Source organism: Streptomyces sp. NPDC101393, assembly GCF_044767385.1.
GTDB lineage: Bacteria > Actinomycetota > Actinomycetes > Streptomycetales > Streptomycetaceae > Streptomyces.
The window spans coordinates 65,553-80,655 of the sequence record NZ_JBIWNU010000001.1 but is presented as its reverse complement, the minus strand read 5'-3'; the positions used below and the strand labels follow the sequence as shown (position 1 = coordinate 80,655).

Below are 15,103 nucleotides of genomic sequence, written 5' to 3'. Positions count from 1 at the left end.
CGTTTCCACCGGCCGAGTGCCGGGCCCCTGTCCGTGAACCCTGAAAGGGCACCGCGCATGGAGCACCACGAGCAGCCCGAACCTCTGTCCCCGGTGGAACTCGCCGCCATGCGCCGCAGCCTGGCCAACGGCAGGCTCGCCATGACCCGGCGCTCGCTGCTGCGGGCGAGCGCCGCGACCGCGGTCGCGGTGGGCGGCCTCGGCGCCCTGTCGTCCTGCGGTATCCCGCCCGCGGGCCGTACCGACGCGGCCGGCTCCACGGACCACTCCTCGGCGGAGAAGCGCGTGAACTTCTCCAACTGGACCGAGTACATGGACGTCAGCGACGACGGCAAACACCGCCCGACGCTGGAGGCCTTCACCAAGCGCACCGGCATCGCCGTCAAATACACCGAGGACATCAACGACAACGACGAGTTCTTCGGCAAGATCCAGGCCCAGCTCGCGGCCGGCCAGGACACCGGCCGCGACCTGATCGTGCTCACCGACTGGATGTGCGCGCGGATGATCTCGCTGGGCTGGATCCAGTCGTTGGACCCCGCCAACCTGCCGCACGCCTACAGCAACCTCGCCCCCCAGTTCCGCAACCCGGGCTGGGACCCGGGCCGTGCGCACTCCTATCCCTGGCAGGGCATCCCCGCGATCATCGCGTACAACAAGAAGGCCACCGGGGGCCGGAAGGTCGACTCCATCAGCCAGCTGCTGGAGGACCCGAAGCTCAAGGGCCGGGTCGGGTTCCTCTCCGAGATGCGCGACAGCGTCGGGCTGACCCTGCTGGACATGGGCAAGAAGCCCGAGACCGTCACCGCCGACGACTTCGACGCCGCCATCGCCCGGATCCAGAAGGGCGTCGACAGCAAGCAGATACGCCGCTTCACCGGCAACGACTACACCAACGACCTGGACAAGGGCGATATCGCCGCCTGCGTGGCCTGGGCCGGCGACATCGTCCAGCTCCAGCACGACAACCCGGACATCGCCTACGCCATCCCCTCCTCCGGCTACATGACGTCCACCGACAACCTCATGGTGCCGAACAAGGCCCGCCACAAGCAGAACGCCGAACGGCTCATCGACTACTTCTACGAGCCCAAGGCGGCGGCGCGGCTCGCGGCGTACATCAACTACGCCTGCCCCGTCGACGGCGTACGCGAAGAGCTCGCCAAGATCGACAAGGATGCCGCGGACAACCCGCTGATCCTGCCGGATGCGGAGATGGCCGCCCGGTCCCACTCCTTCCGTGCCCTGAACGCCAAGGAGAGCAAGGAGTTCACCCAGAAGTTCTCCGACCTCACCGGCGCCTGACCGCACCCGCCCGATCCGCAACCGCCGCCAGGCCCGGATGAGCTGTTCCGACCTCCGACACACGGGACGACCGACATGACCAAGACCGCGACCTCCCAGAGCAGCGGCGGCGACGTCCGCCTCCAGGGGATCAGCAAGACCTTCGGCTCCTTCACCGCCGTCCACCCGCTCGACCTCACCGTCCCCGCGGGCTCCTTCTTCGCGCTGCTCGGCGCCTCGGGCTGTGGCAAGACCACCACCCTGCGCATGATCGCCGGGCTGGAGGACCCCACCACCGGGACCGTCGAATTGTCCGGCCAGGACGTCACCGCCCTGCCGCCCTACAAGCGCCAGGTCAACACCGTCTTCCAGAACTACGCGCTCTTCCCGCACCTGGACATCTACGAGAACGTCGCCTTCGGACTGCGCCGCCGCGGCATCAAGTCCGTCAAGAAGCAGGTCGAGGAGATGCTCGACCTCGTCCAGCTCGGACCGATGGCACGCCGCAAGCCGCAGCAGCTCTCCGGCGGCCAGCAGCAGCGCGTGGCCGTCGCCCGCGCCCTGATCAACAAGCCGCAGGTGCTGCTGCTCGACGAGCCGCTGGGGGCCCTGGACCTCAAGCTGCGCCGCCAGATGCAGCTGGAGCTCAAGCGCATCCAGACCGAGGTCGGCATCACCTTCGTACACGTCACCCACGACCAGGAGGAGGCCATGACGATGGCCGACACCGTGGCCGTGATGAACGGCGGCAGGGTCGAACAGCTCGGCGCCCCGGCCGACCTCTACGAGAACCCCGCCTCCACCTTCGTCGCCAACTTCCTCGGCACCTCCAACCTCATCGCCGCCGAGGTCGTCGCGGTGAGCGGCGACGACGTGCAGGTCACGGCCGGTGACGCCAAGCTGCGGCTGCCCGCCGCCCGATGCAGCGCCACGCTCGCCGCGGGCGAGAAGCTGCTCGCCGGCGTCCGTCCCGAGAAGGTGAGCCTGGCGCACGCCGACGACGCCGAGGCCATCCCCGACGGCCGCAACCGGCTGCCCGCCCGCATCAAGGACGCCAGCTTCATCGGCGTCTCCACGCAGTACGTCATCGACGCCGGCGCCCTGGGCGCCCTCGCCGTCTACGAGCAGAACATCGAACGCGACGGCCGCCTCATACCCGGCGCGGACGTCGTCCTGCACTGGAACCCGGCCCACACCTTCGGACTCGACGCCGCCCAGGACATCTCCGCCGGCGCGGACCTCGACGAGGAGGCCGCGTGACCACCACCGAGGCGCCCGCGCCCGCGCCGGAGACCGAGCGGCCCGCGATCCGCAAACCGCCCGCCCGCAAACGGCTCGTCCCCTACTGGCTGCTGCTCCCCGGCATCCTGTGGCTGGTCGTCTTCTTCGCCGCGCCCCTCGTCTACCAGGCGTCCACGTCCATCCAGACCGGCTCCCTCGAAGAGGGCTTCAAGGTCACCTGGCACTTCGCGACCTACTGGGACGCCCTCGGCGAATACTGGCCGCAATTCCTGCGGTCGGTGGGCTACGCCGCCACCGCCACCGTGCTCTGCCTGCTCCTGGGCTACCCGCTGGCCTACCTCATCGCCTTCAAGGCCGGCCGCTGGCGCAACGTCGTGATGATCCTCGTCATCGCCCCGTTCTTCACCAGCTTCCTGATCCGCACGCTGGCCTGGAAGACGATCCTGGCGGACGGCGGACCGGTCGTCGGCATCCTCAACTCGCTGCACGTCCTGGACGTCACCAGCTGGCTGGGCCTCACCGACGGGCAGCGGGTGCTGGCCACCCCGCTCGCGGTGGTCTGCGGACTGACGTACAACTTCCTGCCGTTCATGGTCCTGCCGCTCTACACCTCCCTGGAGCGCATCGACCCGCGCCTCCACGAGGCCGCCGGCGACCTCTACGCCCGCCCGGCCACCACCTTCCGCCGGGTCACCTTCCCGCTGTCCATGCCCGGCGTCGTCGCGGGCACCCTGCTCACCTTCATCCCCGCCGCCGGCGACTACATCAACGCCGAACTGCTGGGCTCCACCGACCAGAAGATGATCGGCAACGTCATCCAGTCGCAGTTCCTGCGTGTCCTGGACTACCCGACGGCCGCCGCCCTCTCCTTCATCCTCATGGCGGCCATCCTCGCCATGGTCACCCTCTACATCCGCAAGTCCGGGACGGAGGACCTGGTCTGATGGCCGTCCGCGAGAGCACCGCACCCACCGCACCACCGGCCGCACGCGCCCCCCGCACGGCACTGCGCTGGCTGCGCCGCCGCATCATCGTCATCGCCGGACTGTGCACGCTGGGCTATCTCATCCTGCCCAACCTCATCGTGCTGGTCTTCTCCTTCAACAAGCCCAACGGCCGCTTCAACTACCAGTGGCAGCGCTTCTCCACGGACGCCTGGACCGATCCGTGCGGCGTCGCCGACCTCTGCGGCTCACTGGGCCTGAGCCTGCAGATCGCCGTATGGGCCACCATCGGGGCGACCGCCCTGGGCACGATGATCGCCTTCGCGCTGGCGCGCTACCGCTTCCGCGCCCGGTCCTCCGTCAACACCCTGATCTTCCTGCCGATGGCCATGCCCGAGGTCGTCATGGCCGCGTCCCTGGCGACCCTGTTCCTCAACATGGGCATCCAGTTCGGCTTCTGGACGATCCTCATCGCCCACATCATGTTCTGCCTGAGCTTCGTCGTCACCGCCGTCAAGGCCCGCGTGATGAGCATGGACCCGCGCCTCGAACAGGCCGCGCAGGACCTCTACGCCTCCCCGCTGCAGACCTTCTGGCGGGTGACCCTGCCGATCGCCGCCCCCGGCATCGCGGCCGGCGCCCTGCTGTCCTTCGCGCTGTCCTTCGACGACTTCATCATCACCAACTTCAACGCCGGCTCCACCGTGACCTTCCCCATGTTCGTCTGGGGATCGGCACAGCGGGGCACACCCGTTCAGATCAATGTCATCGGAACGGCGATGTTCCTGGTCGCCGTGTTGTGCGTAGTCGTCGGCCAACTGGCCGGCAACCGCCGTAAGAGGAGCAAGAGGAGCTGAGAACCATGGCACGAGCTGCCATGACCCCGTCCGCCGCCCAGGCACTCGCGGACGCCGAACCCACCCCCTTCTGGCTGGCCGATCCGGACCGCCCGGCGGCGCTCCCCGCCCTCGTCGGCGACGAGACCTGCGACCTGCTGGTCGTCGGCGGCGGCTACTCCGGGCTGTGGACCGCGCTCATCGCCAAGGAACGCGACCCGGACCGCGATGTCGTCCTCATCGAGGGCGCCGAGATCGGCTGGGCCGCCTCCGGGCGCAACGGCGGTTTCTGCGCCGCCTCGCTCACCCACGGCCTCGGCAACGGCATGGCCCGCTGGCCGGACGAACTCGCGCGCCTCGAAGACCTCGGCATCCGGAACCTCGACGCCATTGAGGACGCCGTCGCCCGCTACGGCATCGACTGCGCCTTCGAGCGCACCGGCGAGATCGACATCGCCACCGAGCCGCACCAGGTAGCCGAGCTCCAGGAGGCCGCCGCGGACGCCGCCGAACTCGGCCTGGACCGCCACCGCTTCCTCGACGAGGACGCCCTGCGCGCCGAGGTCGACTCACCGACCTTCCGCGCCGGACTGTGGGACCGCGACGGCGTCGCCATGCTCAACCCCGCCCGGCTCGCCTGGGGTCTGAAGAAGGCCTGCCTCGGCCTCGGGGTCCGCATCTACGAACGCACCCGCGGCACCGACCTCGCCTCCGAGGGCACCGGCATGGCCGTCCGCACCCCCTACGGCCGCGTCTTCGCCCGCCATGTCGCCCTCGGCACCAACGCCTTCCCGTCGCTGGTCAAGCGGGTGCGCCCGTACATCGTCCCGGTCTACGACCATGCCCTGATGACCGAGCCGCTGAGCGAGGAGCAGCTCGCCGCCATCGGCTGGAAGAACCGCCAGGGCCTCTCCGACAGCAACAACCACTTCCACTACTTCCGCATCACCCCCGACCACCGCATCCTGTGGGGCGGCTACGACATCGTCTACCGCTACGGCGGCGGAGTGCGCTCCGAATACGACCAGCACCCCGACACGTCACTGAAGCTCGCCCGGCACTTCTTCCGCTGCTTCCCGCAGCTGGAGGGCCTGCGCTTCACCCACACCTGGGGCGGCGCCATCGACACCTGCTCCCGCTTCTCCGCCTTCTTCGGCACCGCGCACGCCGGCCGGGTCGCCTACGCCGCCGGCTACACCGGCCTCGGTGTCGGCGCCACCCGCTTCGGCGCCGAGGTGATGCTCGACCTGCTCGGCGGCGAGCGCACCGAACGCACCGGACTGGAGATGGTGCGCAGCAAGCCGCTGCCGTTCCCGCCCGAACCGCTGCGCTGGGCCGGTATCGGCATCACCCAGTGGTCGATGACCCGCGCCGACAGCCGCGGCGGACGCCGCAACCTGTGGCTGAAGGCCATGGACAAGGTGGGAATGGGCTTCGACAGCTGACCGCGGGACGAACCGGCGGACGCGGAGCGGACCGTTGTTGACGGCTCGTCGAAAAGAGTGCGCCGACCCGTGTAAGGATGCCGCCCCCGTGCGCTCTCCCCTCCGACACCACGGCCCGACCGGGCCGGGAGAAGGAGGGCGGCATGAGCTCCACGGGGGCGAAGAACGCGGTGGACTGGCTGGTCTCGGCGGCACCGGACCCCGATGCCTGCCGGTGGGAATGGGAGCGGAACCCCCTGGGGGTCGCCCTCCTTCCCGCGGGCAGGCTCTGGGACGTCCTGATCATCGAGGGCGAGCTGGGCTATCCGACCCTCGACGTGCTCGCCCGGATCCTCGCCCGGCCGGGCCCCGTGCTGGCCGACTTCGGCGAATCCCGGATGGGCTTCTTCGTGCCCGCGGGCACCGTGACCCGCTGGCTGGGCACCGGAGTACGGGGCGCCGGGCACGGCACCTGGATCGTGGTGCCCTACCCGGGCCGGGTCACCGGTGGCGTCCGCTGGATCGTTCCGCCGGACGGCACCGGCAACCTCACCGATCCCGGGGTCCTGGAATTCGCCATGCACGAAGCGGCCGCCTCGCTGGCGGGGGAGAGGTAAGCCGGCGGGGCTTCGGGGTGCACCCGGCTATGCCGGGGCGCCGCTTCCCCCGGCATCCGCCCGGTCGCCGCCGCTGTGGTGCGCCCACCGCCGGCACACCACGCACCACACCGCCATCAGCATCCCCGCCAGGCACCAACTGCCCAGCACATCCAGCGGCCAGTGATACCCCTGGCGCACCAGCCCGGCGCCGACTCCGGCATTGAGCAGCACCACCCCGGCAGCGAGCGCCCGCCCACCGCCGGGCCCGCCGCCCCCGCGCCGCCGGGCAGCGGCCACCAGCAGCGCGGCGACGCCGTACGCGACCGCGGCCGTGGCGCTGTGGCCGGAGGGGTAGAAACCGTCGTGCGCGCCGCCCGCCATCCGCGGCGGCCCCGGCCGGGCGAGCCACAGCTTGAGCGGGACGACCAGCGCGGGCACCGCGACGAGCGCCAGCAGACCGCCGAGCGGCGGCAGCCACCAGCGCGCCGGGGCGCCGCCGTCCCCGCCCGCGCGGCCCTCCCACCTGCCGCGTCGCAGCCGCCACCCGGCATACGCGGCGGCCGCCAGCAGCACCGGAAGGGCCACGGCGGTGTTGCCGAGGTCGGCGAAGAACTCCGCGAGAGGGGCGGGAACGGCGCTCGCGGCGAAGGCCCGGCCGCACCGTTCGTCGAGGGCGCGCAGCGGGCCGTGGCCGGCCACCTGCCAGGTCAGCGCGGCGAAGAGCAGTGCACAGAGGGCGAAGAGCTTGGCCGGCGCGGACCGCGCGGCAAAAAAAGTCGGCCGCCTCGGAACAGGGGGGGTGGTTCCGAGACGGCCGAGCTGACCGGTGTCCCGCGCGCCCCGGGGGGTGTGGGGCGGGCGGACATCCGATCGGTGAGGATTCCCGGAGCCGGAAGCTCCGGTGTTGTGCGCGAGGGCACAGCCTGGTCGGAGCCGGGGAAGCGCCGACCGGGCGTCGCCCGCAGTCCCCTGCGGGCGGGGTGTTTCTCTCATCTGCAGAAACCGTACGACACCTGGAGCGGACCCGACAGGCGGATCACCTGGCCACCATCGGCCCCGCACATCTTCTTCACGCCGCGCCACCGGCTACGCGCGTGGCACACACCGGCCCCCGCACACGCCACGGCCCGGGACACGGCATTCGCCGCACCCCGGGCCGTACCCGGAAATTCCGTGTCCGTGCAGGTCAGAGCGCGCCGAGCGCCGCCTCCAGGATGTCCAGGCCCTCGCCCAACAGGTCCTCGCCGATCACCAGCGGGGGCAGGAAGCGCACCACGTTGCTGTACGTGCCGGTCGTCAGGACCAGCAGGCCCTCCTGGTGGCACGCCTTGGCGAGCGCGGCGGTGGCCTCGGCGTTCGGCTCCTTCGAACCGGACTGCACCAGCTCGATCGCGATCATCGCGCCGCGGCCGCGGACCTCACCGATGATGTCGAACTTCTCCGCCATCGCCTCCAGGCGCGGCTTCATGATCTCGCCGATCCGGCGGGCCTTGGCGTTCAGGTCCTGCTCGCGCATGGTCTCGATGGAGCCCAGCGCGGCAGCGCAGGCCACCGGGTTACCGCCGTAGGTGCCGCCCAGGCCGCCCGCGTGCGCGGCGTCCATGATCTCGGCGCGGCCGGTGACCGCGGCCAGCGGCAGACCGCCCGCGATGCCCTTGGCCGTCGTGATCAGGTCCGGGACGATGTTCTCGTCCTCGCAGGCGAACCACTGGCCGGTGCGGCAGAAGCCGGACTGGATCTCGTCCGCGACGAAGACGATGCCGTTCTGCTTCGCGAAGTCCGCGATGGCGGGCAGGAAGCCCTTGGCCGGCTCGATGAAACCGCCCTCGCCGAGCACCGGCTCGATGATGATCGCCGCGACGTTCTCCGCGCCGATCTGCTTGGTGATCTGCGAAATGGCCTGGTCGGCGGCCTCCTGCGCGCAGTTCTCCGGGCCGGTCAGCCAGCGGTAGGGGTAGGCGACCGGCACCCGGTAGACCTCGGGCGCGAACGGGCCGAAGCCGTTCTTGTACGGCATGTTCTTCGACGTCAGCGCCATCGTCAGGTTCGTACGGCCGTGGTAGCCGTGGTCGAAGACGACGACCGCCTGGCGCTTGGTGTACGCACGCGCCACCTTGACGGCGTTCTCCACGGCCTCCGCGCCGGAGTTGAAGAGCGCGGACTTCTTCGCGTGGTCGCCCGGCGTCAGGTCGGCCAGCTGCTCACAGACCTCGACGTACGGCTCGTACGGCGTGACCATCGCACAGGTGTGGGTGAAGTCGTTGAGCTGCGCGGTGGCCCGCCGGACCACGGCCTCGGCGCTGTTGCCCACCGAGGTCACCGCGATGCCCGAGCCGAAGTCGATCAGGGAGTTGCCGTCCACGTCCTCCAGGACACCGCCGCCGGCCCGCTTGGCGAAGATCGGCAGCACGGCGCCGACGCCGGCGGCGACGACTGCCTGCTTACGGGCCCACAGCTCCTGGGACTTGGGGCCGGGGATCGCGGTGACGACGCGACGCTCCTGGGGGAGGGCAGGGCCTCCGGACAGTTCGGTCATGGCAGTCTCCTGGGGGTGGAACGGGCACGTGACGAAGGTTGTTCTCGCAGGCTAGGGGCGGGCGGCCGGGTCTGGCATGTTCCGTTCGGGAGAAGTGCGCGTGTTGCGTTGTCCTCGGCGGACATAGCGACGCGCCGCGGCCAGTAGATTGAGCGACGGCGCGACGACACCCGGTGGCGGCACGCCGACGCAGAACCGGCGGTGCCGTGGCCTGTCGCGGCGCCTTGAGGAACAGCCACGGCTCAAGGGGGACCAGAGCACCGGATGGACACCGAGGGCACGCACGACGCACACCACATCGCTTCCCAGCCGTCCGGCGGGGCGAAGCCACCCGAACCGACCGTGCCGCGCCCCGCGGCACCGCCCGCCCCACCGGCAGCACCGCCGCCCATGCCCGCGACGCCCCCCACCGCCCTTCCCGCGGGCTCCGCCACCGCGCCCGAACCGCCGCTGCTCGGCTGGCTGCGCACCCCGCGCCCGGCCGCGGCCCCCGGCATCTGGACATACGGACACCGTCCCCGGCCCACCGAGGAGCCCGACCGGGTCCCGACCCGGCAGCTGGTCAGCGGCGCGGTGATCGCGTTCCTGTGCGGGTGGCTGCTGTGGTCGCTGCTGTGGAACGGCTATCTGGGGGGCTACTGGCTGTGGCCGCTGTACGCCCTCACCCCGGATTCGTGGCGCACCAGCGGCTCCTTCGCGGTGTGGGTCGTGTACCTCTACTACGGACTGATCCTGGCCCTCCTCGTCGTGGTGTTCGGCCGCCTCGGCCGCTGGCCCGAACTCCTCCGCCGCTTCGTGCTCCCCCTCGTCCGGCGCGCCCGCCCCCGCGCACCCGCCCCCGCCCCCCAGCCCGCCGCCGACCGCGCGCAGTGGCCCGAACTGCGCGCCCGGGGTGCGGCCGACGCCGCCGACAAGCTCGCCTCCGAGGCGCGTGCCGGGCGGATGAACGACGTGGACGTGGCCAGGATCGAGCGCGCCTGGAGCTCCGTCCGCTCCGGCCGCAACTCCCTCGCCACCTTCACCGACACCGTGCTCCGGCATGGCGCCGAGGCCTGCGCACACCCCTCGGGGCGGCGCGACCTGGTCCGCAGGACCGCGCATCACGACCTGCTCGCGCACCAGGTGCGGATCGGTGTCGCCGCCGACCACGCCCGCAACCCGTACCAGCACCGGGGCGCCGGATGCGCCCTGGAGCCGGGGCTGTTGGGCACCTCGCTGCTGGCTGTGGGCCCTTCGGGCAGTGGTAAGACCACCCGCGTGGTGAAGCCGGTCGTGGAGTCGATGTGCCTGCAGGCGCTCGCCGGGCAGGCGGCGGTCGTCGCCGTCGGGCCGGCCGGCAGTGATCTCGGGCCGGACGACGCCTTCGACGTGGTCGTCCGGATCGGCCGCCCCGGCCCGGAGTGCGACCTCGACCTCTACGGCGGCACCACCGACCCGGACGAGGCGGCCGGGATTCTCGCCGAGGCGCTGGTCGGCGACCTGGCCGAGCAGCTGCCCGGCGGCGACAGCCGGCGGGCCGCGACCGCCCTCTCCCAGCTGCTGGGCCCCTTCCGGGCCGTCCACGACCGCTTCCCCTCCGTGCCCGAGCTGCGCGAACTCCTCGACGGCGCCCAGGGCGCCACCGCCGCGCTGCGCAGCGCCCTGGAGGGCGCGGGCCGGCACCCCCTGGTGCGTGAACTGGACGCCCGCGCCCGGCAGTCGGAGCGCGCCGGGGACGTGGGGGTGCTGCTCGCCGACCGCATCGCGCTGCTCGACCGGCCGGCCTTCGCCGACTTCTTCGACCCGACGGGACGCACCCGCCAGGTGTCCCTGCGCGCCCTGGACCACCCGCTGCGGGTCCGTATCGAACTGCCCGAGCGCGGCCACACCGAGGCCTCGCGGATGCTCGCGCGGCTGGTCCTCGCGCAGTTCACGGAGTGCGTGGTGTCCCGCGCCGACCGTTCGGTGTTCGCCTGCCTGGTGCTCGACGAGGCGGCACACACCGTCACCGCCGAGGCGCTGCGCGGGCTGCAGCGGCTGCGGTCGGCCAATGCCGGGGCGGTGCTGACGCTGCGTTCGCTGGACGACGTCCCCGACGCGCTGCGCAGTGCGCTGCTGGGCGCGGTGGGCTGCCGGATGGCGTTCGCGGGTGTCACGACCTGGGACGGTGCGCGGTTCGCCGAGGTGTGGGGCAAGGAGTGGGTGGAGACCCGCGATGTGACGGACCGCCAGATCATCGCGGAGAGCGCCGCGGGCAAGGCGTTCCACATGTTCCGCCAGCTCATCACCGGCAAGGCCGCCACCGCCAAGGCCGTCACCGTACGCACCGTCGAACGCGAACGCTGGTCCGCCTCCGACCTCGCGAACTCCGTCCCGGCCGGTCACGCGGTGCTGTCGGTGACCTCCGTCAAGGGGGAGCACGCACCGCCGGTGCTGGTGGACCTGCGGGAGTGAGGCGGCGGCCCGGACGAGGGGGCGGGGCCGGCCGGCGAGCCCGGATCAGCGCCTCCTCCGGGTGACGCGCCTGCCGGAGGGCTTCCCGGATTCCGCCATTGAGGCAGAATCGAAAGAGGCCGTTCGTACGGGACGGCGAAAACGCTGCCCGGCACCCGCCGTGCCGTCGCGCCCCACGCATCGACGCCGCAATCGAAGGTCCCATGCCGCACACCCTCGCTTCCCTGGTCAGCCACACCGCGCTCAAGCTCACCGTCCTCGCGGGCGAGGGCCGGCTGAACGTCCCGGTGCGCTGGGCGCACGCCAGCGAGCTGATCGACCCGGTGCCCTACATGGAGGGCGGTGAGCTGCTGCTCATCACCGCCCTCAAGCTGGACGCCGAGGACGCCGAGGCGACCCGCACCTACATCCGGCGGGTCGCGCAGGCCGGCGTCGTCGGGCTGGGCTTCGCGGTCGGCGTCAACTACGAAGGTGTACCGGACGCGCTGGTCGAGGCGGCCCGGCAGGAGAATCTGCCGCTCCTAGGGGTACCGCGCCGGACCCCGTTCATCGCCATCAGCAAGGCCGTCTCGGCCGCCGTCGCCGCCGACCAGTACCGCGCGGTGACCGCCGGTTTCGAGGCGCAGCGGGAGCTGACCCGGGCGGCGCTCAGCGCGGAGGGCCCGGCCGACCTGCTGGCCCGGCTCGCCGCCCACCTCGACGGCTGGGCCGCCCTCTACGACGCCTCGGGCGCGGTGGTGGCCGCCGCCCCCGACTGGGCCGCGCGGCGTGCCGCCCGGCTCACCGACGACGTCGGCCGGCTGCGTGAGCGCCCCGCCCCCGCCAGCTCCGTCGTCAGCGACACCGACGGCGACGACCGCGTCGAGCTCCAGTCGCTGGGCACCGGCCGCCGGGCGCGCGGCGTCCTCGCCGTCGGCACCGGCGCCCCGCTGGGCACCGCCGAGCGGTACGCCGTGCACTCGGCCGTCGCGCTGCTCACCCTCACCACCGAGCGTTCCCGGTCCCTGCAGGAGGCCGAGCAGCGGCTCGGCGCCGCTGTGCTGAAGATGCTGCTGGCGGGCGAACCGGACCATGCGCGGGCGGTGGCCGGGCGGCTCTACGGCGGGCTGCTGGACGCCCCGTTCCGGGTGGTGGTGGCCGAGCCCGTCGCCGCGGACGACGACCCGTCCGCGGCGCAGCCCGCCGCTGCCGGGTCCGCGGAGTCCACCGCCACCCTGGACGCGCTCGCCGACGCGATGGACTCCGCGGCCGCCAGGACCGGCGAGGCGGTGCTCGCCGTCCCGGACCCGGGGCGGCTGGTCGTGCTGGTCGTCGACGGCGGGGCGGCGGCGGAGGCCTGCGCCGCGCACGCCGCCGTCGCCGAGGCCCGCGCCGGCACGCCGCCGCGGTCGCGCGGCCGGTCGGCGCGGGCCGAGGCCGGGCGGACCGGCACGGGACTGGCCGTCGGGATGTCCGCACCGACCGGCCCGACGGCCGCGGCGAACGCCTACCGGCAGGCCGAACAGGCCCTGTCGGTGGCCCGCCGCCGCGGCCGCGCCCTCGTCGAACACGAGGACGTGGCGGCCGGCTCCGTCCTGCCGCTGCTCGCCGACGACGCCGTACGCGCCTTCGCCGACGGACTGCTGCGCTCGCTGCGCGACCACGACGCGACCGGCCGCGGCGACCTGGTGGCCTCGCTGCGCGCCTGGCTCTCGCGGCACGGCCAGTGGGACGCGGCCGCCGCCGACCTGGGCGTTCACCGCCACACGCTGCGCTACCGGATGCGGCGGGTGGAGGAGATCCTGGGCCGCTCGCTGGACGACGCGGACGTCCGCATGGAGCTGTGGCTGGCGCTGAAGGCCACCTCGACGCCACCGGGGGAGTGAGGCGCCCCCGCGCGCACCCTCCACCGCGGAGAGACACGCGGACGGATTACTCCGCTTCGGACAAACGCCACGGCGCCGTCGCGCCCCTACGGTGGAGCCAGAGCCGAACCCGTTTGACACGTCGGCCGCGTGGACGGACGGATGCCGTCGACGCGGTGCACACACCGAAACGCAGAGCCGCTCCCAGAGCCATGCGCACCACCCACCACTTCGGAAGGGCCGGGATCCACTGTGCCGATCCACAATGATGCAGCCCCCACCGCCTTCTGGCTCGCCGGCCGCAAGGCCACCGGCGACGCCACCTTCGATGTCACCTCCCCCTGGGACGGACGTCTCGTCGGCACGGTGAGCCTCCCCACCGAGGATCAGGTCGAGGAGGCCATCGCCGCCTCCGTCGCCGTGCAGGCCGAGTTCGCCGCGACCCCCGCGCATGTGCGTGCCGCCGCGCTGGCCCACGTCGAGCGCCGCCTGGTGGAGCGTACGGAGGAGATCGCCCGGCTGATCTCCGCGGAGAACGGCAAGCCCATGAAGTGGGCGCGCGGCGAGGTCGGCCGTGCCATCTCCGTCTTCCGCTTCGCGGCCGAGGAGGCCCGCCGCTTCAACGGCGGCGACGCGCAGCGCCTGGACACCGACGCCGGCGGCGCCGGCCGGCTCGCGCTGACCCGCCGCTTCCCGCGCGGCACGGTCCTGGGCATCGCGCCGTTCAACTTCCCGCTGAACCTCTGCGCCCACAAGATCGCCCCGGCGATCGCGGCCGGCGCCCCGATCCTCCTCAAGCCGGCCCCGGCCACCCCGCTCTCCGGCCTGATCCTCGGCGAACTGCTCGCCGAGACCGACCTGCCGGCCGGCTCCTGGTCGATCCTCCCGGTGCCCAACGACCGGATGGAGGCGCTGGTCCAGGACGAGCGGCTGCCCGTCGTCTCCTTCACCGGCTCCGAGAAGGTCGGCTACGCCATCCTCGACTCGGTGCCCCGCAAGCACTGCACCCTGGAGCTCGGCGGCAACGGCGCGGCCGTCGTCCTGCCGGACTACTCCTCCGAGGCGGACCTGGACTGGGCGGCGCAGCGCATCGCCACCTTCTCCAACTACCAGGGCGGCCAGTCCTGCATCTCCGTGCAGCGGGTGATCGCCGACGCCACCGTCTACGACCGCCTGGTGCCCAAGATCGTCGCGGCCGTCAACGCGCAGGTCACCGGCGACCCGTCGGACGACGCCACCGAGGTCGGCCCGCTGGTCAGCGAGGACGCCGCCAAGCGCGTCGAGAGCTGGGTCGACGAGGCCGTGCAGCGCGGCGCGAAGCTGCTCGCCGGCGGTAAGCGGGACGGCGCCTCGTACGCGCCGACCGTGCTCGCCGACCTGCCCGGCGACGTGACGCTGGCCTGCGAGGAGGTCTTCGGCCCGGTGCTCAGCGTCAAGAAGGTCGAGGGCGAGCAGGAGGCGTTCGACGCGGTCAACGACTCCAAGTACGGCCTCCAGGCGGGCGTGTTCACGCACGATCTGCAGACCGCCTTCCGGGCGCACCGCGCGCTGGACGTCGGCGGCGTGATCGTCGGCGATGTGCCGTCCTACCGTGCCGACCAGATGCCGTACGGCGGCGTCAAGCAGTCCGGTGTCGGCCGTGAGGGCGTCCGCTTCGCCATGGACGACTACACCTACGAGCGGGTCATGGTCCTCACCGGCCTGGACCTGTAACCCACCGGGTATCCGCCAGACCGGCCTGGACCGGTGGACAGCGGCGGCCTTCCCCCGGGCCGCTCGCCGTCCAGGCCCCGGCCGGCCCGCCCCCCCGGCGCCGGCCTCGGTCGCGGGGGGGGGCCGGCCCCCGGGGGGGGGGGGGCCCCCCCCCCCCAGCCCCCCCCCGCCCCGGCCCCCCCCCGCCCGGCCCCCCCCGGTGAGGCCGGGCCCAACCCCCCGCCACCCCCCGGATAACGGCCCCCCCC

At 72.6% G+C, this 15,103-nt stretch carries 11 protein-coding genes; 9 read left to right on the top strand and 2 right to left on the bottom strand.

What is annotated here, in order from left to right:
- Nucleotides 1-57 precede the first annotated feature (57 nt).
- The 6 genes from ACIRQ7_RS00300 to ACIRQ7_RS00275 all read left to right on the top strand — a co-directional run bounded on the left by ACIRQ7_RS00300 (nucleotide 58) and on the right by ACIRQ7_RS00275 (nucleotide 6,347).
- A complete protein-coding gene (locus ACIRQ7_RS00300; protein WP_404258793.1) occupies nucleotides 58-1,305 on the top strand; it encodes a PotD/PotF family extracellular solute-binding protein in 1,248 nt (415 codons plus the stop codon).
- Nucleotides 1,306-1,380: 75 nt separating this feature from the next.
- Nucleotides 1,381-2,544, top strand: coding sequence for an ABC transporter ATP-binding protein (locus ACIRQ7_RS00295; protein WP_404258791.1), 1,164 nt, complete (start codon nucleotides 1,381-1,383; stop codon nucleotides 2,542-2,544).
- Nucleotides 2,541-3,470 carry an ABC transporter permease gene (locus ACIRQ7_RS00290; RefSeq protein WP_401463553.1) on the top strand — a complete coding sequence of 310 codons (930 nt, stop codon included), beginning with the start codon at nucleotides 2,541-2,543 and terminating at the stop codon, nucleotides 3,468-3,470. The genes ACIRQ7_RS00295 and ACIRQ7_RS00290 overlap by 4 nt, the downstream gene beginning before the upstream one ends.
- Nucleotides 3,470-4,327: an ABC transporter permease gene (locus ACIRQ7_RS00285; RefSeq protein WP_404258789.1), complete on the top strand. Its 858-nt coding sequence runs from the start codon at nucleotides 3,470-3,472 to the stop codon at nucleotides 4,325-4,327. Before ACIRQ7_RS00290 ends, ACIRQ7_RS00285 begins: the two co-directional genes overlap by 1 nt.
- Nucleotides 4,328-4,332: 5 nt before the next feature.
- Complete coding sequence (locus ACIRQ7_RS00280) at nucleotides 4,333-5,751, top strand: NAD(P)/FAD-dependent oxidoreductase (RefSeq protein ID WP_404258787.1); 1,419 nt, start codon at nucleotides 4,333-4,335, stop codon at nucleotides 5,749-5,751.
- A gap of 143 nt (nucleotides 5,752-5,894) precedes the next feature.
- The gene (locus ACIRQ7_RS00275; RefSeq protein WP_404258786.1) at nucleotides 5,895-6,347 is read left to right on the top strand and encodes a hypothetical protein; all 453 of its coding nucleotides are present in this window, start codon (nucleotides 5,895-5,897) and stop codon (nucleotides 6,345-6,347) included.
- 27 nt (nucleotides 6,348-6,374) lie between these two features.
- Here the strand turns inward: ACIRQ7_RS00275 and ACIRQ7_RS00270 are convergent, their stop codons facing one another.
- Both ACIRQ7_RS00270 and gabT read right to left on the bottom strand, forming a co-directional pair.
- Nucleotides 6,375-7,028 carry a phosphatase PAP2 family protein gene (locus tag ACIRQ7_RS00270; RefSeq protein ID WP_404258784.1) on the bottom strand — a complete coding sequence of 218 codons (654 nt, stop codon included), beginning with the start codon at nucleotides 7,026-7,028 and terminating at the stop codon, nucleotides 6,375-6,377.
- Nucleotides 7,029-7,515: 487 nt separating this feature from the next.
- Nucleotides 7,516-8,865, bottom strand: coding sequence for a 4-aminobutyrate--2-oxoglutarate transaminase (gene gabT / locus ACIRQ7_RS00265; RefSeq protein ID WP_401463563.1), 1,350 nt, complete (start codon nucleotides 8,863-8,865; stop codon nucleotides 7,516-7,518).
- Nucleotides 8,866-9,129: 264 nt separating this feature from the next.
- Between gabT and ACIRQ7_RS00260 the strand changes: the two genes are divergently transcribed.
- From ACIRQ7_RS00260 to ACIRQ7_RS00250, 3 genes are all read left to right on the top strand, one after another.
- A complete protein-coding gene (locus ACIRQ7_RS00260; RefSeq protein WP_404258783.1) occupies nucleotides 9,130-11,298 on the top strand; it encodes an ATP-binding protein in 2,169 nt (722 codons plus the stop codon).
- Nucleotides 11,299-11,501: 203 nt separating this feature from the next.
- Nucleotides 11,502-13,163, top strand: a complete 1,662-nt coding sequence (locus ACIRQ7_RS00255) for a PucR family transcriptional regulator (protein ID WP_404258781.1) — start codon at nucleotides 11,502-11,504, stop codon at nucleotides 13,161-13,163.
- A gap of 231 nt (nucleotides 13,164-13,394) precedes the next feature.
- The gene (locus tag ACIRQ7_RS00250) at nucleotides 13,395-14,855 is read left to right on the top strand and encodes an aldehyde dehydrogenase family protein (RefSeq protein ID WP_401463569.1); all 1,461 of its coding nucleotides are present in this window, start codon (nucleotides 13,395-13,397) and stop codon (nucleotides 14,853-14,855) included.
- Nucleotides 14,856-15,103 lie beyond the last annotated feature (248 nt).

Coding starts and splice junctions, on each gene's coding strand:
- ACIRQ7_RS00300 (WP_404258793.1), top strand. CDS start 58: ATGGAGCACCACGAGCAGCCCGAACCTCTGTCCCCGGTGGAACTCGCC.
- ACIRQ7_RS00295 (WP_404258791.1), top strand. CDS start 1,381: ATGACCAAGACCGCGACCTCCCAGAGCAGCGGCGGCGACGTCCGCCTC.
- ACIRQ7_RS00285 (WP_404258789.1), top strand. CDS start 3,470: ATGGCCGTCCGCGAGAGCACCGCACCCACCGCACCACCGGCCGCACGC.
- ACIRQ7_RS00280 (WP_404258787.1), top strand. CDS start 4,333: ATGGCACGAGCTGCCATGACCCCGTCCGCCGCCCAGGCACTCGCGGAC.
- ACIRQ7_RS00275 (WP_404258786.1), top strand. CDS start 5,895: ATGAGCTCCACGGGGGCGAAGAACGCGGTGGACTGGCTGGTCTCGGCG.
- gabT (WP_401463563.1), bottom strand. CDS start 8,865: ATGACCGAACTGTCCGGAGGCCCTGCCCTCCCCCAGGAGCGTCGCGTC.
- ACIRQ7_RS00260 (WP_404258783.1), top strand. CDS start 9,130: ATGGACACCGAGGGCACGCACGACGCACACCACATCGCTTCCCAGCCG.
- ACIRQ7_RS00255 (WP_404258781.1), top strand. CDS start 11,502: ATGCCGCACACCCTCGCTTCCCTGGTCAGCCACACCGCGCTCAAGCTC.